This window comes from Trinickia dinghuensis, from assembly GCF_003367175.1.
Lineage (GTDB): Bacteria > Pseudomonadota > Gammaproteobacteria > Burkholderiales > Burkholderiaceae > Trinickia > Trinickia dinghuensis.
Genome location: NZ_QRGA01000014.1, coordinates 1 through 23,632 on the forward strand (window position 1 = coordinate 1; position 23,632 = coordinate 23,632).

Here is a 23,632-nt window from a genome sequence, read left to right on the forward strand (position 1 = left end):
AAGGCCCCGCTTCTCTTCGTTCAGTCACACTGACTGCACGAAAGGGCGCAATTCTAGGCGCCTTCCGTGAGTCGTGCAAGCGAAATTTGAGAGGGCGTTTTTCAGGCTCCGACAACGACCAAAGAACGACCAAGAAACGACGAAAAGAAGACATCGCAGGAGCATCGCGACGCGCGGCAGTACAGACAGTACGCGCAGCACCTATACCAACGCGCAAGCGAGGCTCGGCTTACTGCGTGACGGAACAGACTAGAATGGAGGGCTCATTGAATCCCACTAAGTCAGCCCCTATGCGCTCGCGAATCGCTAAACGCCTCCCTCCCGACGCCGACAAGCTCGTCGGCCTGTCCCTCGCGCTGTTCGCGTCCGGCAGCCGAATCGAAGACCGCTTCTGGGAAGCCAAGCTCGACACGCTGCTGGCGAAAATCGTGCGCAACAGCAATCAGACAACGCTCGACGCCGCGCTCGACCATCTGCAGCAAAACCACCCCGACGCATACGGCGCCCTCGCCGACATGGCGGAAACCCATAGCGAGTCTTTCATCGTCGAACACGACGGCAAGCCCTATGAAGCACTGTTGATCGCCGCGCCCGTCTTGGCGTGGACGCGCTACATGATTCCGTCGGGCCCGCTCAAGGGCGACGCCGTCGACGCCCTGCGTGCGCATCTGCAAGCGCACGTGCTGGCCGCGGACACCCGTGTCGCGCTCGCGCCGTTCCTCTACAGCATCGATCAACTGCCGCGGCATCACGTCGAAACCTATCGCCTCGCCCAGCAATTGATCCAATCCGCCTTGAACGGCACGGCGGCGAAGATGAATTTCGGCGATTTGCCCGAGACGTCTCCCATCCTGGCCGATCCGCGCTTCCTGCTCGCGGTCGTGGCAGCGCCGGTCGGCGCATCGCTCTTTCGCTGGCAAGAAGAAGATAACGGCGTGCGGATCGAGCGCGGCCAGTGCCTCGAGCAATGGGCCACGCAAGGCGGCGCCAATCTCGCTCAGGTACTGCCCGGCTGCGAGTTCGAGTGCCTGCTGCCCGACGCCTATTACTCCGCATGCCGCGACGCCGACGAGCGCGTGCGGCCGCACACCGTTCGCACCGCCATCCGCTACCTGTACGACACCATCGGCGCGACGCCGCAGGACCTGCGCGCCGTTGTCGCCGGCTTCGGTGAACGGCGCATCGACGAGTACCGGGTCGGCTTCACGCGCCGCGGCAGCAACGACGTGATCTACGGCGTAGTCTGGCCGCTCTACGGCCGAGAAAACGGCGAACTTGCGATCGACGAAGAAGCCGAAGACACCGGCGGCCCCCTCGAGGAAATCATCGCACTGCTCAAGGAAGCGGGCGTGACCGACATTCGCCGCCACGCAGGCCGCTTCGAGCCCGAATACTGCGACGATTGCGGCGTCCCGCTGTACGCCGATCCGCTTGGCGAAATCGTGCACGCCGAAATGCCCGAAGACGCGGAACCCGCGCAGCCGCACTTTCACTGACCCCGCCGCCCCCTCCTCTCGCGGCTTCCCGCCTCATTCGGCGGGAAGCCGCGTCCTATGCCGTCCGGATAGCCGCCTTCCCGTAAGGAATTTGTCATGATTGTGCGACGGCGCATCGTGGCCGCCGGCACTCCTCCGGCGCCGTCCGCTGCGCTGTCCGTACCGACTATAAGGAGGCAAAACATGCGGTTCGCAGTTCTCAGTTCGGAAGCCGAGCGGCGCGACGGGATCAAGGCGCTCCTGCGGCAAATCGACCGGCAAGCACGATTTTGCGAAGCACGAGACTGGACGCACGCGAGCCGTACGATGCGGCGCGTACCGACCGAACTACTCGTGGTCGACTGGCAAGACGCCATGCGCGCCGGAGCGGTACGTGCGCTGCTCATCGAATATCCGCGGCTGCGCGTGGCCGCGTTCGTCGACGACATCGCTCCGGCACGCGTGCGCACGCTGGTCGAAGCGGGCGTGCACGGCATCATTCCGCGCGCGACGAACCCGTTGCTCATCGTGCGGCTGCTCGAGCTCGTCTTGGCCGGCGGCCTGTATGCGCCCTTCCTCGCCGAGGACCCGCCCGAGGCCCGCGGTCGCGGCGGCGTACCCGCCGCCTTGCCCGCGCGCGAGCCGGCGGCCGATCTGCCGCGGCGCAAGCGTTTCGTGCCGGCCCTTTCGCCGCGGCAAGAACAGATCATGCGCTGCGTCCATATGGGCAGCACGAACAAAATGATCGCGCGCACGCTCGGGATCAGCGAGGGCACGGTCAAAATCCATCTGGCCAGCATTTTCCAACAGTTGGGCGCGCCGAACCGGGCGGCCGCCGTCGCCATTTACAACGGCTGGCTCACCCCGCAGCTCGAAGTGCTGCGTGCCGACACCCAAAGCGCGCCCAAGCCGGTACTGGGACGAGGCGGTCCGGTGCCGCTGCGGCGCGCGGCATCGTTCCAATATTCGCTGTCGCGGCTCGATCGTTCACTCGAACTGCCGCTCGCCGCCGAACCCGACGTACCGTTCGGCGGTAGCATCCCCGGCGCGGGGTGAGCGCCGGCCGACGAAAGCCCGGCGCGGCGTTTGCTATGCTCATATAGAAGGGAGGTCGAGGAGGCGTCACGCACGCTCTCCCCGTTTCGCAGCCCAACGAGTAATATGGATGCCATGGGCTTCTTCTACACGCCGCTTCCGTTATGGGTCGCTGTCGGTGGCTGGGCCGCCGCCGCAGCCGTGCTTGCGCTCGCCCTCGCACGAAGGCCGTTCCGGCGGCTGCAGGACGGGACGCTCCAGCATGTCTGGCTCGCGATCATCGTGGCCATTTCGGTACTTTGGGCGAGCAACGCGTGGCTCGACGACGGCCCGGTCATGCACCTGCTCGGCGCCACGCTGCTCGTCACGCTGTTCGACTGGGCGCTGGCGCTCGTCGCCATGGCGGCCGTCTCTGGGATCGCCGCGGTGGTCTTCGATGCCGCATGGCATGGCGTCGCGCTCACCTTCCTCATCTACGGAGCCTTGCCGGTCTGTATTTCGGCCTTGCTCCAGCGCGCGTGCACGGCTTGGCTGCCGCGCAATCTGTTCGTGTTCATCTGCGCCCAAGGCTTCGTCTCTCCCGCGATCGCCGTGACGGTGGCCAGCGTCACGGCCGCCGCCGCCCATGTCGCACTCGCTCACGGATCCGCGTCGGTCGTTCCCATCGGCTATGCATTCAGCGTCTTTCTGCTGGCCGCCGGCGAAGCGTGGTTCACGGGGATGTCCACGGCGCTCATCGCCGTCTATAAGCCGACGTGGGTAACGACGAACGACGTGCGCCGCTATCGTCTTGGCGGCCCTCGCACGTAGAGAAATTCGACGGATCACGCGCAGGACCGGGCACAGATCGCTCGAAGAATCGGTGCGGCGGATGGGTCCGCGCTTTCGACACGCGGCACGCCGCAGTGGGCGAGTCCCTCCAATCCATCAAAATTTATTCATCCCGACATTGAACTCCGTCTCCGAGTGGGGCATCTTACGTGCCTGTGTCTCAATACTGCCTACCGGATGGATAGCTCCAAGTTTTCACGCCGCCTGCGACAGCTCGCAGGGCTGTTGGCGACTTCGGCGGTTTTCATTGCGCCGCTGATCGCGACCGCTCCCGCTCGCGCCGATACGATCGATCAGCGCAACGAAATGATCGCCCACTTCATCAACGACATGCACGCGGACCCGCTCGTCGCCGATTGCGCGGCGCATGGCAACTTCGTCGCGAGCACGTCGACTGTCATCGACCATGTCGACTTCCCGCCCGAAGCGTTCGATTCGGCCCACGCGGAAATCACGCCTTGGAATCAGCCGTTCGACGAAGGCAAGCAGCGCATCACGGTCGATAAGATCGTGACCGTCGAAGGCCAAGGCATCCCGCGCGAAACGTCCCACGACCCTTATCCGGTGAAGTTTCGCTGCGGCTATGTGGGCACGCAGATGCTGGCGTTCAACTGGAACGACCCCGTGCCGCCGCTGAAGGCGCGCCATGAGGGCACGTCGAAGAAAAAAGGCAAACGCCGCCATGGCGGTCATGCGACGGGCCATACGAGCAAAAGCGCGGTCAAGCATTCGGCGACGAAAAAGAAATCCTCCACCAAATCCCGTACGAAGCACTAATCGCTATCGCGATGGCCATCGGGCGCCCGACGCTGCGCCGCCCCGCAAGGCGACGTAGCGGTCTCGCGCGTGGGGCGAGCGGGGCGGCCGGTCAGGCGAATGCCTCCAACTGACGCAGGATCGCCGCAAGCATCGCCGCGCCGAGCGCCGCACTGCGCTCGCCGTTCCAGCCGACACGTTCATCGGGCAGATTCGCGTTGTCCTTGAACGGCATTTCGAGCGTCAGCGACAAGCACCCGAACGTATGGCCGATGTACTTCGATGCGAGCTTGAGCGCATCCTCCTTGTACTTCGACGCCTCGTAGCCGTGCTCGTCTTGGAAGTCGGGGCTCGCTTGCTTGAAGGCTTCGATGAAGGCCTTCTGCTCGCGCGCCTGCTGTTCCGTGAAGCTCGGCAGCATCTCGCTGCCGGCAACGAACACGTAGGGCAGCGCTTCGTCGCCGTGGATGTCGAAGAACATGTCGCAGCCGTTCGCGTGAATCGCCTCGCGCACGACCGACACCTCGGGGCTGCGGGCGGCATCGGGCGCAAGCCACTCGCGGTTCAGGTTGGCGCCTGCGGCGTTCGTGCGCAGATTGCCGCGCACGCTGCCGTCCGGGTTCATGTTCGGCACGATGTAGAACACGGCGTGCTCGTACAGCTTGCGCGCGACGGAATCGCCCGCCCAATCGCCCCAGCCGGCCAGGCGCTTGACGAGCCCTTCGACGAACCATTCGGCCATCGTCTCGCCCGGGTGCTGGCGCGCGACGATCCATACCTTCTTCTTTTGCCGTCCGCCGTTCGACTCGGGCGTGCCGAGCACCAGCAGCGACATCGGCCGGCCCTCCACCGTGCGTCCGAGTTCCGCGAGCGTCGCATGCGGCATCTGCTGGACCGCTCCGAGGAATTCGGAATGCCGCTCCTCGCTGTACGGTTCGAAGTAGGCGTAGTAGATCGAATCGAACTCGGGCGTGTGATCGATCGTCAACGTCTGCCCGTCGTACGACGCCGGCACGCGAAACCAGTTGACGCGGTCGTAGCTCGCCATCGCGTGATAGCCGTGCCAGCCTTGCGCGAACGCGCATTGCGCCGCGTTCTCGAACTTCATCACGCAGTGCTGCCCGCGCGCGCCCGCCAGGCGAAAGTAGAACCATTGCGCGAAATCGGCGTGGCTGTCGCTGCGAATACGCAGACGAATGTCGTCGGCTTGATCGCACGACACGACTTCGATCGCACCCGCGTCGAAGTTGCTGGTGATCGAAAGACTCATGGAGATTCCGTGGTCAGTGGTCAATGGTCAGTGGAAAATAGAAAGCAGAATAGGAGTGGGTCCGGACGCGGGGCCGCGGGTCAATCGCCTATACGGCGGCGAAACACGAACGTCGCGTCGTTCGACGCCGCGGGATCGAACGCATAGCCTTCGACGGCAAACTCCTTCAGTTGCTCGGGCGAATCGATTCTATTTTCGACGGCGAACCGCGCCATAGAACCGCGTGCCCGCTTTGCGTGAAAACTGATGATCTTGTAGCGGCCGCCCTTCCAATCCTCGAACACGGGCGTCACGATGCGCGCGTCGAGCCGTTTCGGCCGCACCGACTTGAAGTATTCGGTCGACGCGCAGTTCACGAGAATCCGTTCGGCGCTCTTGTTCCGGTGAAGCTGCGCATTCAGTGCATCGGTGATGCGTTCGCCCCAGAACGCGTAGAGATCCTTGCCGCGCGCGTTCGGCAAGCGCGTGCCCATCTCCAGGCGGTACGGCTGCAATAGATCGAGCGGGCGCAGCACGCCGTAGAGCCCCGACAGCACGCGCACGTGGCGCTGCGCGTAGTCGAGATCGGCGGCCGAGAGCGTCTTCGCGTCGAAGCCTTCGTAGACGTCGCCGTTGAACGCGAGGACCGCCTGCTTGGCATTGTCGGCGTGAAACTTCGGCGACCAATCGGCGTAGCGCTGAAAGTTCAGATGAGCCAGTGCGTCGGAAATATCCATCAGCGATGCGATCTGCTGCGGCGAGTAGCGCCGCAATTCGTCGATGAGCTGCGCGGCGTCGTCGACGAAGTCAGGAATCGTATGTTTGGCGATGTGCGGGGGCGTCTCGTAGTCGAGCGACTTGGCCGGAGACAAAACAATTATCATAAAGGTTCGCCGAAAGGCTCGCCGGCACGCCGTGCCGGGCAGTGAAAACGAAAGGTTCGATTGTAGCGAATGCCCTATACCGATGCTGAAGGCCTGAAAACCGTGCCGCGCGTGGTGCTCGATTCGAACGTCTGGATCGACATCCTCGTATTCGACGACAGCGCGACGCGCCCGATTCTAGCCGCCCTCGAGCGCGGCGCACTCGATGCCGTGATCGATGCGCGCTGCCTGGCCGAACTGACCCGCGTGCTCGATTATCCGCAGTTCGTCGCGCGCGCGGTCGACAAGGCGGCCGCGCTTGCCGCCGTCGCGCGGCTCGCCACGCTCGCGCAGCGGCGGGCCGCCGGGAGCGACGACGCGCCGCTGCCCAAGTGCAAGGACCGCGACGATCAGAAATTCCTCGAGCTCGCGCAAGCGGCGAAAGCCGATTGGCTCGTCTCGAAGGACCGCGCGCTGCTCAAGCTGAACAAGCGCACGGCCCGCGACTTCGGCTTTCGAATCGCCGAGCCGGCGCCGTTCGCGTCGGCCTGCGCACTCGATCTCCCGCTTGCTACCGCCAACGCCTGACTATATCGCCGAGCCATGAACGCACCGCACGAATCGACTCGCCTGCCCTTCGCCCTCGCCTCGCGTCTGCCGAACGTCGGCACGACGATCTTCACGGTCATGAGCGCGCTCGCCGCGCAGCGCGGCGCCGTGAACCTCGGCCAAGGCTTTCCCGATTTCGACTGCGACGAGCGGATCGTCGAGGCCGTGTCGCGCGCGATGCGCGAGGGCCACAATCAATATCCGCCGATGGCCGGCGTCGCGCCGCTGCGCGAAGCGATCGCGCGCAAGATCGAAAAGATCCACGGCCGCGCCTACGATCCGGGCACGGAGATCACCGTCACGGCCGGCGCGACGCAAGCCCTGTTGACCGCGATCCTCGCCACCGTCCACCCGGGCGACGAAGTCGTCGTAATCGAACCGACCTACGACAGTTATGTTCCATCGATCGAACTCGCGGGCGGCAAGCCCGTGTTCGTCGCGCTCGAGGCGCCCGATTACGCGATCGACTTCGACAAGCTCGCGCGCGCGATCACGCCGCGCACGCGCCTCATTCTGATCAACACCCCGCACAACCCGACCGGCCGCGTCTGGCATGCGGACGACATGCGGCGCCTCGAAGCGATCGTGCGCGGCACGAACGTGCTGATTCTTTCGGACGAAGTCTACGAACACATGGTCTATGACGGCGCGCCGCACGAAAGCGTCGCACGCTACCCCGAACTCGCCCAGCGCAGCTTCGTCGTCTCGAGCTTCGGCAAAACGTTCCACGTCACGGGCTGGAAGGTCGGCTACGTCGCCGCGCCGGCCGCGCTGACGGCCGAGTTCCGCAAGGTGCATCAGTTCAACGTCTTCACCGTGAACACGCCGATGCAGGTGGGCCTGGCCGAGTATCTCGCCGACCCGGCACCCTACGTCGAGCTGCCGGCCTTCTACCAGCGCAAACGCGATTTTTTCCGCGCGGGGCTTGGGAAGACACGTTTCAAGCTGCTGCCCTGCGAAGGCACCTACTTCCAATGCGTCGACTATTCGGCGATCAGCGATCTGCCCGAAGCCGAGTTCTCGAAGTGGCTGACGACCGAGATCGGCGTGGCGGCCATTCCCGTTTCGGCGTTCTATCACGAGCCGCACGAATCGGGCGTCGTACGATTTTGCTTCGCCAAGCGAGAGGCGACGCTCGCGACCGCGCTCGAGCGGCTCGCGCGTCTTTGAAAAACCAGGAGAGATCATGAGCGCAGAGCTGCTCGCTTCCCGACCGCCCGAAAGCGAGTCGACCCTCGTCTTGACGCTGTCGAATCCCGGCGCCCGCAACGCGCTGCATCCCGACATGTACGCGGCCGGCATTCAGGCGCTCGAAACAGCCGAGCGCGACACCTCGATCCGCGCCATCGTCCTCACCGGCGCGGACGACTTCTTTTGCGCGGGCGGCAACCTGAACCGGTTGCTCGAAAATCGCGCGAAGGATCCGTCCGTGCAGGCGCAAAGCATCGATCTGCTGGCCCAGTGGATTCTCGCGCTGCGCACGTCGAGCAAGCCCGTCATCGCCGCGGTGGCCGGCGCGGCGGCCGGTGCCGGCTTTTCGCTCGCGCTCGCCTGCGATCTGATCGTCGCCGCCGACGACGCCAAGTTCGTCATGTCCTACGCACGCGTCGGCCTAACGCCCGACGGCGGCGGGTCGTGGTTCCTCGCGCAAGCACTGCCGCGCGCGCTCGCAACGGAGATTCTGCTCGAAGCGAAGCCCGTATCGGCCGAGCGGCTCCATGCATTGGGTATCGTCAATCGCCTCGTCAAGACTGCACAGCTGCGCGATGCCGCGCTCGCTTGGGCCGACGAGATCGGACGCGGATCGCCGAACGCGCAGGCGCGTGTCAAGGCGCTCGTCGCCTCGGCGGGCGCGCGCTCGCTGGCCGATCATTTGGAAGTCGAGCGCGACGATTTCGTCGCTTCGCTGCATCACGCCGATGCGCTCGAAGGCATCACGGCGTTCCTGGAAAAGCGCCCCGCGCGCTATCGCTGAGGGCGCACGGTCCGCCCTACCACGATGGAGATGCGCGACCACACACCGCACCTGCGCTACCGACGCGAGTAGCGCAGGCTTGTCCTTGCGTTTTGCCGCTGCATCCGCGTTTTTCCGTCATTGAACCTCACTCCTTCAGCGGGAGCCGTTACATGGCAACGAACGAATCGGCAAGACCGTCCGGCAAGGAACAGGATTACTCGGCGTTCGTCGGCACGCGCACGGTATCGGAGCAGCAGCGGTTCGACGCCGATGCCCTCGCGAACTGGCTGGGGGAGCACGTAGCCGGCTTTGCGGGGCCTTTGACGGTCGAGCAATTCGCCGGCGGCCAGTCGAATCCGACGTTCAAGCTCGTCACGCCCTCGCGCAGCTATGTCATGCGCGCGAAGCCCGGCCCCGCGGCCAAACTGCTGCCGTCGGCCCATGCGATCGAGCGCGAGTACCGCGTGATGGACGCGCTCTCGCACACGGACGTGCCCGTCGCGACGATGCTCGCGCTGTGCGGCGAAGAAGCCGTGATCGGCCGCGCCTTCTACGTCATGGAGCATGTCGAGGGCCGCGTGCTCTGGGACCCTTCGCTTCCCGGCATGACGCCCGCGGAACGGGCCGCGATCTACGATGAAATGAACCGCGTCATCGCGGCGCTGCATTCGGTGGATGCGAACGCGGCGGGCCTCGCCGATTACGGCAAGCCGGGCAACTATCTCGCGCGCCAAATCGCGCGTTGGAGCAAGCAATACCTGGCGTCGGAAACCGAGCCGATCGAAGCCATGCATCGGCTGATCGAGTGGCTGCCCGCGCACGTGCCCCCCGAAACGGGCGACTATGCGGCGGTCGTACACGGCGACTATCGGCTCGACAACCTGATCTTCCATCCGAGCGAGCCGCGCGTTCTCGCGGTGCTCGATTGGGAACTGTCGACGCTCGGCGATCCGATCGCCGATTTCGCCTATCACTGCATGGCCTGGCACGTCGATCCGGCGCAGTTTCGCGGCATCGCGGGCTTGAGCTGGGAGACGCTCGGCATTCCCGGCGAGCGCCGCTACATCGACCGCTATTGCGAGCGAACAGGTTTTTCGATCCCCGGCGACTGGAATTTCTATCTCGCCTTCAACATGTTCCGCATCGCCGCGATTCTGCAGGGGATCATGAAGCGGGTGACGGTCGGCACGGCGGCCAGCGCGCAAGCGGTCGATGCGGGCCGGCGCGCGCGGCCGATGGCCGAACTCGCCTGGTCGTATGCACAGAAAGTGCGGTAGCGGAAAAAAGCAACTATCGACAACGCCCCAACGGCAAGCACAGGCGCGCTCGCCCCACTCGATACGCACGATGCCGCCATCATCGCGAGGACACCACTCATGAATTTCGACTACACCCCGAAGGTTCAAGCCCTGCGCGCCAAGCTGCTCGAGTTCTTCGACGCGCACATCTATCCCAACGAGCGGGCCTTCATCGAGGAAGTCGCGCGCAACCGTGCCGCGGGCAACGCGTGGGTGCCCACCGAACTCGTGGAAACGCTGAAGGTACGCGCGCGCGAGGCAGGCCTATGGAATCTATTTTTGCCCGACTCGACGCTCGGTGCGGGACTCACGAATCTCGAATACGCGCCGCTTGCGGAAATCATGGGACGCGTGCCTTGGGCACCCGAGGTGTTCAACTGCAATGCGCCCGACACGGGCAACATGGAAACGCTCGTTCGCTATGCGTCCGACGAGCAGAAGCGCACGTGGCTCGAGCCGCTGCTCGAAGGCAAGATCCGCTCGGCATTCTTGATGACGGAGCCCGAAGTCGCTTCGTCGGATGCGACGAACATCGAAACGCGCATCGAGCGCGACGGCGACGCGTATGTCGTCAACGGACGCAAGTGGTGGTCGTCGGGTGCGGGGGATCCGCGCTGCAAGGTCTATATCGTGATGGGCAAGACCGACCCGAGCGCGGCAAAACACGTGCAGCAGTCGATGATTCTGGTGCCGGCCGGCGCGCCCGGCGTCACCGTGCACCGCCCGCTGCACGTGTTCGGCTACGACGACGCGCCGCACGGCCACATGGAGATCACGCTCGAAAACGTGCGCTTGCCCGTATCGAGCATGCTGCTCGGCGAAGGGCGCGGCTTCGAGATCGCGCAGGGACGCTTGGGGCCGGGGCGCATTCACCACTGCATGCGATTGATCGGCCTGGCCGAGCGCGCACTCGAGCTCATGTGCAAGCGCACGTCCGAGCGCATCGCTTTCGGCAAGCCGGTCGCGGCGCAGACGGTCACGCAAGAGCGGATCGCCGAGGCGCGCTGCATGATCGAACAGGCCCGACTGCTGACGCTGAAAACGGCCTACATGATGGATACGGTCGGCAACAAAGGCGCGCGCGGCGAGATCGCAATGATCAAGGTCGTCGCGCCGAACATGGCCTGCCAGGTGATCGACTGGGCGATCCAGGCGCACGGCGGAGGCGGCATGTGCGACGATTTTCCACTGGCCTACGCTTACACATGCGCACGCACGCTGCGCTTCGCCGACGGCCCCGACGAAGTGCACCGCAATGCAATCGCGAAGCTCGAACTCGCTCGGTATGCGGCTGCATAGCAGTTAGCCGCGCCCTTGCACGGCCTCGGACCACCGCGCACGCGGCGCATACCCGCGCCGCCGTGATGAGCTCGATAACCCCTCAGCGACGCTTATCGATCCATGTATCGTCGAATGCTTGAGTGGCGATAAAGCGCCCGATGAAGTCCTGCCGCGCCGCGCTGCGATCCCAAGTCGTGCGCGGCGTGACATCGATCGTTTGACGCGCAAGGCCGCCCTGCTCTTCACGCGCCGCAGGCCACGACGGCGGTCGCGCAGGCCCGCCCAAGCCCAAAGCGGACCAATATCTGAGCGGATTGTCGCGTGGGCCATTCGGATCCCCCGTTTTGACGAATTGAACGAGATATCGCAGCAATGCCCCCGAGGCAAGATAGTCTTCAGCACGCCATCCGTGTCGCGGTAGAAGGTTAAGGTTACCGAGCGCAGGGTCGACCTGCAAATCCGACTGAGCGATCGACGCGCGCCGTTCCGAAGCGCCTGCTGCCGATGACGGCATTCGATCGTAGACATAAAGGTAGACCGGTGAGCCGCTGCCCGTCTGCCGATGCAGCGACATCCATCGCCATGTGGCGTGAGCGGCTGCAAGGTCGCCGGCGAGCACGGTAGCCGAGCGAACCACTTCATCGTTGTCGTTGCCCGGATAGTGCGACATGGCCTGCGCGGCTTGCTCGCCAAAAAGGCGCTCGAGTGCTTGCTTCCAGTTCTCGGGGGTCGGCTTGGCGCCTAACAGCATAGGGCCGACATGTCCCTCTTGAGATCGATTGCCCAGCAATAGCGGCACCGGCGCCTGGCCGCCTGAATTGAATATCGCCTCCGGGGTGTCGGTCAAAAACTGGCTGTCGACATGCGGCCAAAAGACAAACTTGGGGCCACGCTCCGATCCGGTGGCGGCCAGCAACTGCTCGGCCGACATCGCACGCAACTGTGGCAGCGTCCATGCGCCCACTTGCGTAGCGAACCGCGCCGCTAGCTTCTCGGCCCGGCTTCGACTCCATACCGCCTGGCGCCCGAACGCGCCGCCGCTTTGAGCGATAGCGCGCGCGAACAGGCCCCGCGATTGGGGCGATGCCATATGGGCGCTGACCGCGACGGCGCCGCCGGTGTCGCCGGCTATCGTCACTTTGGCGGGGTCTCCACCGAACGATGCGATGTTGTCGCGGACCCACCGCAGCGCTGCAACCTGATCGAGCAACCCGTAATTGCCCACCGCACTGTCGGACGACTCGTGTCTTGCCGACGGCAGCGCCAGAAAGCCGAACACGCCGAGGCGGTAATTGACGGTCACCGTCACGATACCGATTTCGGCCAGGTTCGCACCGTCGTAGCGGCTTTCCGATGCGTCGCCTTCGTTCAGATTGCCGCCGTGAAAATAGACGAGTACCGGCCGCTTCTCATCCTTGCCCGGATCGGGCGCCCACACGTTCAAATACAGACAGTCTTCGCTGACTCGCGTCGAGCGGAAGCTAGGCTTGCCGCTCGCATGTTGCATGCAGCGGGGCCCGAACTGCACCGCCTGACGCACGCCGGCCCAGCGCGCGACGGGTTGCGGCGCTTGCCATCGCAACGGGCCGGTCGGCGGGGCCGCATAGGGAATTCCCAGGAACGTGCGCACCGGGCGAGGCGCCAGCACTTGAATTCCCGAAATCGTGCCTACGGTGAGTTCGATTCGGGGGCTGGATGCCTGCTGCACCGCCGGCGCGGACTGTGCCCGGACCTCGATAGCCCGTGCGTCCGCGGTCCTCAAAGCCACTGAGAGGAGCGGTACGAGCACCGAGAGAGCGACGACTCGCCGCCATGAAGCGTCGATCGATGACGAGTTCATGTTGTGACCTCCAAGAAAGCGAAACACGACGCAGGACTTCAGCGTTCGTTCGTGGAGGGCAATCGTCTACCAGGAGAATAGGAAATGATCGTTCGATACCACGAATCGGACTCATGCCCGGTTCGCGGTATCGACGTGCACAGGCGGCGACTCGCACCATACCCGCACCGCCGTCATGGCCTTGGCGCCACCGTCAGCGACGCATGTCGATCCGTGCTAATTTCCGCGTGGGAATCGGTGCCGCTTGGTGCGACGCCGGCTTGAACAACGAGGAGCATCGATGATCGACGTCTATAGCTGGGCTACGCCGAACGGCCACAAAGTTCACATCATGCTCGAGGAAACCGGCCTCGAGTACCGCGTTCATCCGATCGACATCGGCGCGGGCGATCAATTCAAGCCGGCGTTCCTCTCGATCAGCCCGAACAACAAGATCCCGGCGATCGTCGATGCCGATGGCCCCGGTGGCCGCCCGCTGTCGCTGTTCGAGTCGGGTGCGATTCTCGTTTATCTGGCGGAAAAAACGGGCGAATTCTTGCCGGCGGATCCGGCACGCCGCTACGAAACGCTGCAGTGGCTGATGTTCCAAATGGGCGGCCTCGGGCCGATGCTGGGTCAGACCCATCATTTCCGTGTCTACGCGCCGCAGCAGATCGACTACGCGGTCAATCGCTATACGAACGAGGCGAAGCGCCTGTACGGCGTGATGGATAAGCAGCTCGGCGAGTCGGCCTACCTGGCCGGCGACGACTACACGATCGCCGACATCGCAGCCTTCCCGTGGACGCGTTCGTGGAAAAACCAAGGCTTGGATTTGGCCGATTTTCCGAACGTCGAACGCTGGCATGAGGCGATCGCGGCCCGGCCGGCAGTGCAGCGCGGGGTGGAAGTGCTGGCGTCGGCGCGCAAGCCAGTGATGGATGAGAAGGCGAAGGAAATGCTGTTCGGCGCGACGCAGTACGCCAAGCATTGAGACAATGCCGGCACTTCGAGGCGCTACCGAGCCGGCACCGGAAGCCGATCCGATCGGCTCAGAAATAATGCCGCGTCACGAATTGCGCGATGCAAGCAGGCTTGGCCCCACCGTCGATCTCGACGGTCACGTCCCACGCAACTTGCACCGCGCCGTCGGCCACGTCTATCGCTTCGGCAACGATGAAGCAAGCTCTCAGGCGTGAGCCGACGAGTACCGGCGCCGCAAACCGCACGCGATTGAGCCCGTAGTTGACCGTCATCCCGCGTTCCATTTGCACCACGCGCGCGAGCAGCGACGGAATCAACGACAGCGTCAAGAACCCGTGCGCGATAGGACCGCCGAACGGCGACTCGCGGCGAGCGCGTTCGGGATCGACATGAATCCATTGATGGTCGTCCGTGGCGTCGGCGAATCGGTCGACGCGCGCTTGGTCGACCTCGACCCAATCGCTGACGAGCGCTTCGGCGCCGACACGCGCGCGCAGCGCCGCGGCATCGGCGATCCGCAGCGGCGAGGGGCGCTCGTGCAACGGCGTCGCGGCCGTCATTGCGCTTCGGCCGCCGGCGGTTGAGGATGGCGCAGCCCAAACAGCACGTTCGAACGCACGGTGACGACGGTGTCGCCCGCTTGGTTGATGCCTTCCCAGAGGGTCGTGACGATGCCGCGGTCCGGCTGGCTCTTCGATACGCGCTTGGCCAGGATCGAGTTGTACATGCGCAGGCTATCGCCGGCACGCACCGGCTTGAGCCAGCGGATTTCCTCGATGCCGGGGGAGCCGAGCGAAGTCGAACCGTTGAAGGTATTGCGCACGAGCATGCCCATCATGACGGAGCACGTGTGCCATCCGCTCGCGATCAGGCCGCGGAATGGAGAAGTTTGCGCAGCCGCTTCGTCGATATGAAACGGCTGCGGATCGAACCGCTCGCCGAATTCGACGATCTCCTCGACCGTGAACGTGTGCGTGCCCACTTCAGTGCGTGAGCCGACTTCCAGATCTTCGTAGCTGAGACCCATGCGGCGCTTTCCTATTTATGGCGGCTATTGCAGCGACTCTTTCGGCACGCACGCGCTGGGCACCGCCATGACGTCGATGCCTTCGTCGACGAGCGCGCGTGCATCCTCGGGCGTTGTCACACCTCGGATGCTGCGCGCCGGCGCTTCGTTGTAATGAATACGGCGCGCTTCCTCGGCGAAGCGGTCACCGACGTTTTCAGCATTGCCCACGACCTCGCGCAACATGCGCAGCGCCAGGGCTTCGAATTCGCGTGCGCGGTCAGAGCCGGCCGAACGATCGGCCGAGGGACCGTCGCCTTTGCCCTTACCCTTGCCCTCGCCCGCCGCCGCGCTTTCCATGCCATGAGGTTGCGCACTGTCCTGCCGCGCGCGCGTCGCGCCCGACAAATTCAGGCGCGGCGCCGAAGGCATGCGGCTCACCGCGGTCGACGCACAAACCGGACATCCGATCAATTTGCGCGACAACTGGGATTCGAAGTCATCGGCCGAGGCGAACCACCCTTCGAAACGATGACCATGCGGACATTGCAGATCGAGAACCTTCATGCTGAACATCAAAGAATGGACGGTAGGGCCCGCAAGCGGGCGCGCCCTAGTGTAGCGCAAGCGCGGTGAACGGTCGTTCGCCCGCCCCCGATTCTACGCGCTCGGCGCAGACCCCGCCGAACCGGGCATGACGGGTAGCGGCGGCTCCTGGCGGTCGGGCTGCCACGCCCCCGACAGGACCTTTTCGAGCCAGAAGTGGCCGATGATCGTCTTCACGTCCGTGATCTCACCCGTGCGGATCCACTCGCCCACCTGCGCCGCGTCCGCCGTGAAGATTTCGAGAAATTCCCCCTCGTCGAGCTTGCGCTCGCCTTCGGTCAAGCCGCGGGCCAAGAAAATGTCGATGAATTCGGTCGAATAGGAAATGATCGGATGGATACGCGTGAGGAATGTGTAGTCCCGCGCGGAGTATCCCGTTTCCTCGCGCAATTCGCGCTCCGCGCAGGCAAGCGCGCCCTCGTTGGGATCGAGCTTGCCGGCCGGAAACTCCGTCATCACCTTGCCGATCGGGTAGCGGAACTGCCGTTCGAGCAGCACGCGGCCGTCATCGAACAGAGGAATGACCATGACCGCGCCCGAATGGACGACGTATTCGCGCGTGGTCTCCTTGCCGTCGGGCAAGCGTACCGTGTCGCGTTTGACTTTGAGGAAATTGCCGTCGTAGGCGGATTCGCCGCCGATGCGCGTTTCGGTGAGCGACGCGTGGTGATGGGGCGAATTGGGATCGGACGGTTGGGCCATCAGCAATTCTCCTGCAAGGGCAAGGAGCCGCCGATGGCCGACTGACCGTCAGCGGCGTTTGACGAGATATTGAAACGTGAAGCCGGGAAACGCGAACACGACGAACATGCTGAACGTGATCGCGTAGAACTGCCAGCCTTGTTCGAAGCGGTTGCCGGCGCGCGCTTCCAGCGCGAAACCGATCATGCCGATCGCAAAATACAGCGCGATCATTTCGGCAATGCGAAGCCACGCGCTCTTCTTAACCGCGCCGATCGGCACCACGGCGAACAACCGCTGGTTGAAGAACGGTACGTTGGCGCCGATCAGCGCCAATAAAACGATGAACCAGCCTGCTGCGGACATTCAGCCTCCCGCCGGGCCGCCCCAAGGGAGGCTGACGCCCCCTCGGGGGGCAGCGAACCATGGTGAGCGTGGGGGCTTCATCAGAGTGCGACAGGCAGCGTGTGCGTGACGGCGTTCAGGCACAGCGTCATGAGCGGGCCCGGGATGATACCGAGCGCGACCACCGCGATGCCGTTCAGCACGAGCAGCCAACGGCCCGACGCATCGCTTTCGATCGGCGACGCATCTTGCGGCGCGTCGAAGTACATGAGCTTGACGATGCGCAGATAGTAGAACGCGCCGAACAGCGACGTGATCACGGCCAGCACGGCGAGCCACGTCAGACCGGCGTTCACCGTCGATTGCAGCACCGCGAGCTTCGCGTAGAACCCGACCGTCGGCGGAATGCCGGCCAGCGAGAACATCATCGCCATCATGACGAATGCGAACACGGGGCTGCGCTTGTTCAAGCCCTTGAAATCGTCGAGCGTATCGGCTTCGAAGTCGCGGCGCGCGAGCAGCATCACGATGCCGAACGAGCCGAGCGTCGTCAGCAGATAGATGATGCTGTAGAACATCGCCGAACTGTAGGCGCCGGCCATGCCGTCAGCCTTGCCGTCGACAACGCCCGACAGCAAGCCGAGCAGCACGAAGCCCATGTTCGAGATCGCCGAGTACGCGAGCATGCGCTTGACGTTGCGCTGCACGATACCGGTGATGTTGCCCACGATCAGCGAGAGCGCCGCGAGGATCGTCAGCATCTGCTGCCAATCGCCGGCCAGCGGCAGCACGCCCATGACGAGCAGACGCAGACCCCAGGCGAACGCAGCGACCTTCGGGCCACCGCCGACGAGCAGCGTCATGGCCGTCGGTGCGCCGTGATAGACGTCGGGCACCCACATATGGAACGGAACCGCGCCCATCTTGAACGCAATGCCGGCCACGATGAAGATCACGCCGAACAGCAGCACCGGCTTGTTGATGTGGCCCGATGCGACCGCCTTCAGCACTTCGTTCAGATCGAGCGAACCCGTCGCGCCGTAGAGCATCGACATGCCGTAGAGCAGGAAGCCCGAAGCCAGCGCGCCGAGCACGTAGTACTTCATCGCCGCTTCGTTCGACTGCGAGGCATCGCGGCGCAGCGCGATCGCCGCGTACAGCGACAGCGACATCAGCTCCAGGCCCAGATACAGTGTGAGGAAGTTGCTGCCCGAAATCATGACGAGCTGGCCGAGCAGCGCGAACATGCCGAGCAGGAAGAAGTCCCCGCGGAACAGGTTGCGCTGTTCCAGGTACTTGTGCGAATAGATCAGCGTGATCGCGAAGCCCAGCGACACCACGGCCTTCATCGCACTCGCAAAGCCGTCGACGACGTACATATGCGAGAAGAAGTAGGCGGGCTGCGGATCGAACACGAGCGTGACGAACCACACGCCCGAGACGATCGACGAAACCACCGCGATCAGGTACGTCAGGCGCTTGCCGGCATCGCCGCTGAAGGTTTCGTTCAGCCACGCGAGGACGGCGGCCACCATCAGCAGCCCGTCGGGCAACAAGAGAGACATAGAAGCGTTTTGCATGATCTTTTCGTTGCTCCGCTCGGCGTTACTGAGACACCGGCAGCTTCGACTGCGCGACGTGAGTCAGGAGGTTGTCCACTGAAGCGTGCATCACATCGGTGAAGGGCTTCGGATACACGCCCATGAACAGCGTCAGCGCGGCCAGCACGCCGAGAATCAGATATTCGCGGCAGTTGATGTCCTTCAGTTCCTTCACGTGGTCGTTCGTCACCGCGCCGAAGTACACGCGCTTGTACATCCACAGCGTGTAGGCCGCGCCGAGAATCAGCGTGAACGCGGCACCGAACGCGATCCAGAAGTTGAACTGGACCGATGCCAGGATGACCATGAACTCGCCGACGAAACCCGAGGTACCCGGCAGGCCGCAGTTGGCCATGGAGAACAGCATCACGAGTGCCGCGAACTTCGGCATCACGTTCACGACGCCGCCGTAATCGGCGATCTGGCGCGAGTGCATGCGGTCGTAGAGCACGCCGATGCAAAGGAACATCGCGCCCGACACGAAACCGTGCGAGATCATCTGCACGATCGCGCCTTCGACGCCGAGCTGATTGAAGATGAAGAAGCCGAGCGTGACGAAGCCCATGTGCGCGATCGACGAATACGCGACGAGCTTCTTCATGTCCGCCTGCACCATCGCGACGAGACCGATGTAGATCACGGCGATCAGCGACAGCGTAATGACGACCGGCGCCAGCGCATGGCTCGCATCGGGTGCGATCGGCAGCGAGAAACGCAGGAAACCGTATGCGCCGAGCTTCAGCATGATCGCGGCCAGCACGACCGAGCCGCCCGTCGGCGCTTCCACGTGGGCGTCAGGCAACCACGTGTGCACCGGCCACATCGGCACCTTCACCGCGAACGCGAGGAAGAAGGCGATGAACAGCAATATCTGCGGCGTCATCGCGATCTGCGCGGTCTGCCAGTGGGCCAGATCGAACGTGCCGGTCTGAACGTACAGGTAGATCAGCGCGACCAGCATCAGCAGCGAGCCGGCGAGCGTGTAGAGGAAGAACTTGAACGCGGCGTAGATCCGGTTCGGGCCGCCCCACACGCCGATGATCAGGTACATCGGGATCAGCGTCGCTTCGAAGAAGACGTAGAACAGCAGGCCGTCTGCCGCCGAGAACACGCCGATCATGATCCCCGAGAGGATCAGGAACGCGGCCATGTACTGCGACACGTGCTCGGTGATGACTTCCCAGCCCGCGATCACGACGATCGGGGTGATCAAGGCGGTCAGCACGACGAACCACATCGAGATGCCGTCGACCCCGAGGTGATACGTGATGTGGAAGCGGTCGATCCAGTTCGCCTGCTCGACGAACTGCAGCGCGGCGCTCGTCGTATCGAAGCCGCTGATGAGCGGCAGCGTGACGAGGAAGCCGAGAATCGAGCCGATCAGCGCCAGCCAGCGCGCGGGCCCGGGGTTCTTGTCGTTACCGACCGCCAGAACGAGCAGACCGAAGACGATCGGCAGCCAGATCGCGGTACTTAGAATCGGAAAAGAGTGCATTAAGTGTCCCCCGCCTTATTTGCCGCCGAGCGTTACAAACAGGGTAAGGAGCCCCAGCATGCCGATGATCATGGCGAACGCGTAGTGGTAGATGTAACCGGATTGCAGGAAGCGAATCACGCTCGCGAACCAGCCGATGAAGCGTGCGCTGCCGTTGACGACACCGTCGATGACCACGACGTCGCCTTCCTTCCACAGGCCGCGGCCGATGGCCACCGCACCGCGTGCGAAAACGACTTCGTTGATCTTGTCCATGTAGTACTTGTTGTCGAGCAGCGTGTAGATCGGGCCGAACGCGCGGCGGATCACCGGCGGCAGATCCGGACGCTGCAGGTACAGGAACCACGCCGTCACGAAGCCCGCGATCGCCAGCCACAGCGGCAGCGACGCCACCGAGTGCAGCGCCATCGGCAGCCAGCCGTGGAATTCCTTGCCCATCTCTTCGAGTGCCGGGTGGTTCGATCCGATGAAGACGACCTGGTCGAACGCCACGCCGTGCGCGAAGAAGTTGCCGTAGATCATCGGGCCGATTGCAATCGCACCGATGATGACCGACGGGATCGCCAGCAGGACCAGCGGCACCCAGACCACCCACGGCGTTTCGTGCGGCTCGTGCGCATGACCGTGATCGTCGTGACCGTGGCCATGGCCGTGATCGTCGTGTCCATGGGCGTCGTGACCGTTGCCGCCGTGCGCCGACGATTCGGCGCCGTGGCCGTTGCCGAAATCCTGCGGATGACGGAAGCGCTCTTCACCGTGGAACACCATGAAGTACATACGGAACGAGTACAGCGCCGTGACGAACACGCTGGCCACCACCGCGAAGTACGCGAAGCCCGAGCCCGGCAGATGCGACAGGCCCACGGCATCGATGATCGAATCCTTCGAGTAGAAGCCGGCGAAGAACGGCGTGCCGCACAGCGCCAGCGTACCCATCAGCGACGTGAACCACGTGATCGGCATGTACTTGCGCAGGCCGCCCATGTTGCGCATGTCTTGATCGTGGTGCATGCCGATGATGACCGAGCCGGCACCGAGGAACAGCAGCGCCTTGAAGAACGCGTGCGTCATCAGGTGGAACACCGACACCGAGTAGGCCGAAGCGCCCAGCGCGCAGGTCATGTAGCCGAGCTGCGACAGCGTCGAGTACGCAACGACGCGCTTGATGTCGTTTTGCACGACGCCCAGCAAGCCCATGAACAGCGTCGTGATCGCGCCGATCACCATGATGAACGACAGCGCAGTATCGGACAGTTCGAACAGCGGCGACATGCGCGTCACCATGAAGATGCCGGCCGTCACCATCGTTGCCGCGTGAATCAGTGCGGAGATCGGCGTCGGGCCTTCCATCGAATCGGGCAGCCAGACGTGCAGCGGGAACTGCGCCGACTTACCCATCGCGCCGATGAACAAGCAGATGCAGGCGACCGTCAGCAGGCCCCATTGCGTGCCCGGGAACGCCAGCGCGGCGAGCGCCTCGCGCTTCGCGAACACTTCGCCGTAGTTCATCGAACCGGCGTAGGCCAGAATCAGGCCGATGCCGAGCAGAAAGCCGAAATCGCCGACGCGGTTCACGAGGAACGCCTTCATGTTCGCGTAGATGGCGCTCTCACGCGTGAAGTAGAAGCCGATCAGCAGGTACGACACGAGGCCCACCGCTTCCCAGCCGAAGAACAGCTGCAGGAAGTTGTTGCTCATGACGAGCATCAGCATCGAGAACGTGAACAGCGAGATGTACGAGAAGAAGCGCTCGTAGCCGTCGTCCTCCGCCATGTAGCCGATGGTGTAGATGTGCACCATCAGCGACACGAAGGTCACGACGACCATCATCATTGCCGTCAGCGAATCGACGAGGAAGCCGATTTCGAACTTGAGCGTGCCGACCTTCATCCATTCGTAGACGGTCGCGTTATAGCTCCCGCCTTGCATGACGTCGACGAAGACGATCGCCGACAGGATGAAGGAGATCAGAACGCCGAGGATCGTGACCCGGTGGCTGCCCTTGCGCCCTACCACCTTCCCGCCTAGACCTGCAATCAGCGAGCCGGCGAGCGGTGCGAGCGGAACCGCGAGCAGCAGGTTTTCATTGAGTGTCGTGGACATAACCGCAGTGCCTGAATTTAACCTTTGAGCTGATCGAGATCCTCGACGTTGATCGTGTCGAGGGTACGGAACAGAGTCACGAGAATCGCGAGACCGATCGCCGCTTCCGCTGCCGCGACCGTCAGCACGAAGAACACGAAGATCTGCCCGTGCACGTCGCCGAGGTAGTGCGAGAACGCGACGAAGTTCGTGTTCACCGCGAGCAAGATCAGTTCGATCGCCATCAGGATGATGATGACGTTGCGACGATTCAGGAAAATGCCGACGACGCCGATCGCAAACAGGATCGCGCCGAGCACGAGGTAGTGAGCCAGGGTCAACATGTTTTTCTCCTCGACGCTCAGCGGACGCTGCCTGCGCCAACGTTGGCGTTGGGCTCGCCTGCCGCGCCTTCCTTTGTAGCCGGCAGCGTCGAACGCTCGGCCGGCATCTTCACGATGCGCACGCGATCCTGCGCGCGCACCTTCACTTGTTCCGACACGCGCTGGCGCTTGCTGTCCTTACCCTTGCGCGCCGTCAGCGCGATCGCCGCGATGATCGAGACGAGCAGGATGAGGCCCGCGATTTCGAAAGCGAACACGTAGTCGGTGTAGATCACCTTGCCGATCAGGTACGTGTTCGGCACTGCGGCTGCGCCGGCGGCCGCCGCGACCGGCGTGGTCGTCGCACCGTAGCCGTGCCAGAGGATCAGCGCCGTCTCGACGATGATGATCGCGCCGACGATGGTGGCCGTAGGCACGAAGCGCTTGAAGTCGCGGCGCAGCTCGTCGAGATTGATGTCGAGCATCATCACGACGAACAGGAACAGCACCATCACCGCGCCGACGTAGAGCAGCACGAGCAGGATCGCGAGGAATTCGGCCTCGAGCAGCATCCAGATCGCCGCCGCGTTGAAGAACGCGAGCACGAGAAACAGCGCCGACCCCACCGGGTTGCGCGACGTGACCACCTTCAGGGCCGACACCGTCAGGAGCAGCGCGAAGATGTAAAACAGTACGGTCGTGAATTCCATGATTACCGGTTCATCGTTAGCTCATCAATCAGGCGGGGTGGCGGCGGGCGCAAACCACACCCAGCCGCGGCGGCTTGAACACCGCCGCGTCACCTCAACTACGCGTCGAGCAGGTACGTCTCAATGCATTTCAACGGTACGGCGCATCGGCTGCCTTGGAGGCGGCGATTTCCGTTTCGTAGCGATCGCCAACCGCGAGCAACATGTCCTTCGTGAAGTACAAATCGCCGCGTTTTTCGCCGTGGTACTCGAGGATGCTCGTCTCGACGATCGAATCGACGGGGCAGCTTTCCTCGCAGAATCCGCAGAAGATGCACTTGGTCAGATCGATGTCGTAGCGCGTCGTGCGGCGCGTGTTGTCCGCGCGCACTTCCGATTCGATCGTGATGGCCAGTGCCGGGCACACCGCTTCGCACAGCTTGCAGGCGATGCAGCGCTCTTCGCCGTTTTCATAGCGGCGCAGCGCGTGCAGGCCGCGAAAGCGCGGCGACAGCGGCGTCTTTTCCTCGGGGAACTGCACCGTGAACTTGCGCCGGAACGTGTACTTGCCCGTCAGCGCGAGCCCCTTGAGCAGCTCGGTCAGGAAAAACGTCTTGAAGAAGTTTTGGATAGCGTTCATTTCGCTC

The 23,632-nt window shown here is 63.8% G+C and carries 24 protein-coding genes; 10 read left to right on the forward strand and 14 right to left on the reverse strand.

Annotated elements, in window-relative coordinates:
• Positions 1-290 precede the first annotated feature (290 nt).
• The 4 genes from DWV00_RS22530 to DWV00_RS22545 all read left to right on the forward strand — a co-directional run bounded on the left by DWV00_RS22530 (position 291) and on the right by DWV00_RS22545 (position 4,118).
• Positions 291-1,496: a DUF2863 family protein gene (locus DWV00_RS22530; RefSeq protein ID WP_115535846.1), complete on the forward strand. Its 1,206-nt coding sequence runs from the start codon at positions 291-293 to the stop codon at positions 1,494-1,496.
• 183 nt (positions 1,497-1,679) lie between these two features.
• Complete coding sequence (locus tag DWV00_RS22535) at positions 1,680-2,531, forward strand: helix-turn-helix transcriptional regulator (protein ID WP_115535847.1); 852 nt, start codon at positions 1,680-1,682, stop codon at positions 2,529-2,531.
• 114 nt (positions 2,532-2,645) lie between these two features.
• The gene (locus DWV00_RS22540) at positions 2,646-3,320 is read left to right on the forward strand and encodes an energy-coupling factor ABC transporter permease (protein ID WP_115536058.1); all 675 of its coding nucleotides are present in this window, start codon (positions 2,646-2,648) and stop codon (positions 3,318-3,320) included.
• Positions 3,321-3,518: 198 nt separating this feature from the next.
• Complete coding sequence (locus DWV00_RS22545) at positions 3,519-4,118, forward strand: BspC domain-containing protein (protein ID WP_115535848.1); 600 nt, start codon at positions 3,519-3,521, stop codon at positions 4,116-4,118.
• 91 nt (positions 4,119-4,209) lie between these two features.
• On the opposite strand, the gene DWV00_RS22550 is transcribed toward DWV00_RS22545, so the two are convergent.
• A complete protein-coding gene (locus tag DWV00_RS22550) occupies positions 4,210-5,367 on the reverse strand; it encodes a M14 family metallopeptidase (protein WP_115535849.1) in 1,158 nt (385 codons plus the stop codon).
• An 80-nt stretch (positions 5,368-5,447) separates the two neighbouring features.
• Complete coding sequence (gene yaaA / locus DWV00_RS22555) at positions 5,448-6,230, reverse strand: peroxide stress protein YaaA (RefSeq protein WP_115535850.1); 783 nt, start codon at positions 6,228-6,230, stop codon at positions 5,448-5,450.
• Positions 6,231-6,299: 69 nt separating this feature from the next.
• On the opposite strand from yaaA, the gene DWV00_RS22560 reads away from it, so the two are divergent.
• From DWV00_RS22560 to DWV00_RS22580, 5 genes are all read left to right on the forward strand, one after another.
• On the forward strand, positions 6,300-6,797 hold the full coding sequence (locus DWV00_RS22560; protein WP_115535851.1) for a putative toxin-antitoxin system toxin component, PIN family: 498 nt from the start codon (positions 6,300-6,302) through the stop codon (positions 6,795-6,797).
• A 15-nt stretch (positions 6,798-6,812) separates the two neighbouring features.
• Positions 6,813-7,988 (forward strand): pyridoxal phosphate-dependent aminotransferase, encoded by a 1,176-nt coding sequence (locus DWV00_RS22565; RefSeq protein ID WP_115535852.1) that lies wholly within the window; start codon positions 6,813-6,815, stop codon positions 7,986-7,988.
• A gap of 16 nt (positions 7,989-8,004) precedes the next feature.
• Positions 8,005-8,793 (forward strand): oxepin-CoA hydrolase, alternative type, encoded by a 789-nt coding sequence (locus tag DWV00_RS22570; RefSeq protein WP_115535853.1) that lies wholly within the window; start codon positions 8,005-8,007, stop codon positions 8,791-8,793.
• Positions 8,794-8,945: 152 nt separating this feature from the next.
• On the forward strand, positions 8,946-10,052 hold the full coding sequence (locus tag DWV00_RS22575; RefSeq protein WP_115535854.1) for a phosphotransferase: 1,107 nt from the start codon (positions 8,946-8,948) through the stop codon (positions 10,050-10,052).
• A gap of 99 nt (positions 10,053-10,151) precedes the next feature.
• A complete protein-coding gene (locus tag DWV00_RS22580; RefSeq protein WP_115535855.1) occupies positions 10,152-11,372 on the forward strand; it encodes an acyl-CoA dehydrogenase family protein in 1,221 nt (406 codons plus the stop codon).
• 82 nt (positions 11,373-11,454) lie between these two features.
• Here the strand turns inward: DWV00_RS22580 and DWV00_RS22585 are convergent, their stop codons facing one another.
• Positions 11,455-13,194 (reverse strand): carboxylesterase/lipase family protein, encoded by a 1,740-nt coding sequence (locus DWV00_RS22585; protein ID WP_115535856.1) that lies wholly within the window; start codon positions 13,192-13,194, stop codon positions 11,455-11,457.
• 280 nt (positions 13,195-13,474) lie between these two features.
• On the opposite strand from DWV00_RS22585, the gene DWV00_RS22590 reads away from it, so the two are divergent.
• Positions 13,475-14,167, forward strand: a complete 693-nt coding sequence (locus DWV00_RS22590; RefSeq protein ID WP_115535857.1) for a glutathione binding-like protein — start codon at positions 13,475-13,477, stop codon at positions 14,165-14,167.
• Between the two features lie 58 nt (positions 14,168-14,225).
• Here DWV00_RS22590 and DWV00_RS22595 read toward each other — a convergent pair whose 3' ends face one another.
• The 11 genes from DWV00_RS22595 to nuoI form a co-directional block, all read right to left on the reverse strand.
• Positions 14,226-14,717: a MaoC family dehydratase gene (locus DWV00_RS22595; RefSeq protein ID WP_115535858.1), complete on the reverse strand. Its 492-nt coding sequence runs from the start codon at positions 14,715-14,717 to the stop codon at positions 14,226-14,228.
• Entirely contained in the window at positions 14,714-15,184 is a 471-nt protein-coding gene (locus tag DWV00_RS22600; protein ID WP_115535859.1) for a MaoC family dehydratase, read from the reverse strand. The genes DWV00_RS22595 and DWV00_RS22600 overlap by 4 nt, the downstream gene beginning before the upstream one ends.
• A gap of 24 nt (positions 15,185-15,208) precedes the next feature.
• Positions 15,209-15,730 carry a DUF1178 family protein gene (locus tag DWV00_RS22605; protein WP_115535860.1) on the reverse strand — a complete coding sequence of 174 codons (522 nt, stop codon included), beginning with the start codon at positions 15,728-15,730 and terminating at the stop codon, positions 15,209-15,211.
• Positions 15,731-15,823: 93 nt separating this feature from the next.
• A complete protein-coding gene (locus DWV00_RS22610) occupies positions 15,824-16,471 on the reverse strand; it encodes an NUDIX domain-containing protein (RefSeq protein WP_115535861.1) in 648 nt (215 codons plus the stop codon).
• Between the two features lie 48 nt (positions 16,472-16,519).
• Positions 16,520-16,816: a DUF2818 family protein gene (locus DWV00_RS22615; RefSeq protein ID WP_115535862.1), complete on the reverse strand. Its 297-nt coding sequence runs from the start codon at positions 16,814-16,816 to the stop codon at positions 16,520-16,522.
• Between the two features lie 80 nt (positions 16,817-16,896).
• Entirely contained in the window at positions 16,897-18,375 is a 1,479-nt protein-coding gene (nuoN, locus tag DWV00_RS22620) for an NADH-quinone oxidoreductase subunit NuoN (protein WP_115535863.1), read from the reverse strand.
• A gap of 25 nt (positions 18,376-18,400) precedes the next feature.
• On the reverse strand, positions 18,401-19,891 hold the full coding sequence (locus tag DWV00_RS22625) for an NADH-quinone oxidoreductase subunit M (protein WP_115535864.1): 1,491 nt from the start codon (positions 19,889-19,891) through the stop codon (positions 18,401-18,403).
• Positions 19,892-19,906: 15 nt separating this feature from the next.
• Positions 19,907-21,994: an NADH-quinone oxidoreductase subunit L gene (gene nuoL, locus DWV00_RS22630; RefSeq protein WP_115535865.1), complete on the reverse strand. Its 2,088-nt coding sequence runs from the start codon at positions 21,992-21,994 to the stop codon at positions 19,907-19,909.
• A gap of 17 nt (positions 21,995-22,011) precedes the next feature.
• The gene (gene nuoK / locus DWV00_RS22635) at positions 22,012-22,317 is read right to left on the reverse strand and encodes an NADH-quinone oxidoreductase subunit NuoK (protein ID WP_102646422.1); all 306 of its coding nucleotides are present in this window, start codon (positions 22,315-22,317) and stop codon (positions 22,012-22,014) included.
• Between the two features lie 17 nt (positions 22,318-22,334).
• Positions 22,335-23,006, reverse strand: a complete 672-nt coding sequence (locus DWV00_RS22640) for an NADH-quinone oxidoreductase subunit J (RefSeq protein ID WP_115535866.1) — start codon at positions 23,004-23,006, stop codon at positions 22,335-22,337.
• Positions 23,007-23,136: 130 nt separating this feature from the next.
• Positions 23,137-23,625 carry an NADH-quinone oxidoreductase subunit NuoI gene (gene nuoI, locus DWV00_RS22645; protein WP_115535867.1) on the reverse strand — a complete coding sequence of 163 codons (489 nt, stop codon included), beginning with the start codon at positions 23,623-23,625 and terminating at the stop codon, positions 23,137-23,139.
• Positions 23,626-23,632: the final 7 nt, after the last annotated feature.

Coding starts and splice junctions, on each gene's coding strand:
- DWV00_RS22530 (WP_115535846.1), top strand. CDS start 291: ATGCGCTCGCGAATCGCTAAACGCCTCCCTCCCGACGCCGACAAGCTC.
- DWV00_RS22535 (WP_115535847.1), top strand. CDS start 1,680: ATGCGGTTCGCAGTTCTCAGTTCGGAAGCCGAGCGGCGCGACGGGATC.
- DWV00_RS22540 (WP_115536058.1), top strand. CDS start 2,646: ATGGGCTTCTTCTACACGCCGCTTCCGTTATGGGTCGCTGTCGGTGGC.
- DWV00_RS22545 (WP_115535848.1), top strand. CDS start 3,519: ATGGATAGCTCCAAGTTTTCACGCCGCCTGCGACAGCTCGCAGGGCTG.
- DWV00_RS22550 (WP_115535849.1), bottom strand. CDS start 5,367: ATGAGTCTTTCGATCACCAGCAACTTCGACGCGGGTGCGATCGAAGTC.
- yaaA (WP_115535850.1), bottom strand. CDS start 6,230: ATGATAATTGTTTTGTCTCCGGCCAAGTCGCTCGACTACGAGACGCCC.
- DWV00_RS22560 (WP_115535851.1), top strand. CDS start 6,300: ATGCCCTATACCGATGCTGAAGGCCTGAAAACCGTGCCGCGCGTGGTG.
- DWV00_RS22565 (WP_115535852.1), top strand. CDS start 6,813: ATGAACGCACCGCACGAATCGACTCGCCTGCCCTTCGCCCTCGCCTCG.
- DWV00_RS22570 (WP_115535853.1), top strand. CDS start 8,005: ATGAGCGCAGAGCTGCTCGCTTCCCGACCGCCCGAAAGCGAGTCGACC.
- DWV00_RS22575 (WP_115535854.1), top strand. CDS start 8,946: ATGGCAACGAACGAATCGGCAAGACCGTCCGGCAAGGAACAGGATTAC.
- DWV00_RS22580 (WP_115535855.1), top strand. CDS start 10,152: ATGAATTTCGACTACACCCCGAAGGTTCAAGCCCTGCGCGCCAAGCTG.
- DWV00_RS22585 (WP_115535856.1), bottom strand. CDS start 13,194: ATGAACTCGTCATCGATCGACGCTTCATGGCGGCGAGTCGTCGCTCTC.
- DWV00_RS22590 (WP_115535857.1), top strand. CDS start 13,475: ATGATCGACGTCTATAGCTGGGCTACGCCGAACGGCCACAAAGTTCAC.
- DWV00_RS22595 (WP_115535858.1), bottom strand. CDS start 14,717: ATGACGGCCGCGACGCCGTTGCACGAGCGCCCCTCGCCGCTGCGGATC.
- DWV00_RS22600 (WP_115535859.1), bottom strand. CDS start 15,184: ATGGGTCTCAGCTACGAAGATCTGGAAGTCGGCTCACGCACTGAAGTG.
- DWV00_RS22605 (WP_115535860.1), bottom strand. CDS start 15,730: ATGAAGGTTCTCGATCTGCAATGTCCGCATGGTCATCGTTTCGAAGGG.
- DWV00_RS22610 (WP_115535861.1), bottom strand. CDS start 16,471: ATGGCCCAACCGTCCGATCCCAATTCGCCCCATCACCACGCGTCGCTC.
- DWV00_RS22615 (WP_115535862.1), bottom strand. CDS start 16,816: ATGTCCGCAGCAGGCTGGTTCATCGTTTTATTGGCGCTGATCGGCGCC.
- nuoN (WP_115535863.1), bottom strand. CDS start 18,375: ATGCAAAACGCTTCTATGTCTCTCTTGTTGCCCGACGGGCTGCTGATG.
- DWV00_RS22625 (WP_115535864.1), bottom strand. CDS start 19,891: ATGCACTCTTTTCCGATTCTAAGTACCGCGATCTGGCTGCCGATCGTC.
- nuoL (WP_115535865.1), bottom strand. CDS start 21,994: ATGTCCACGACACTCAATGAAAACCTGCTGCTCGCGGTTCCGCTCGCA.
- nuoK (WP_102646422.1), bottom strand. CDS start 22,317: ATGTTGACCCTGGCTCACTACCTCGTGCTCGGCGCGATCCTGTTTGCG.
- DWV00_RS22640 (WP_115535866.1), bottom strand. CDS start 23,006: ATGGAATTCACGACCGTACTGTTTTACATCTTCGCGCTGCTCCTGACG.
- nuoI (WP_115535867.1), bottom strand. CDS start 23,625: ATGAACGCTATCCAAAACTTCTTCAAGACGTTTTTCCTGACCGAGCTG.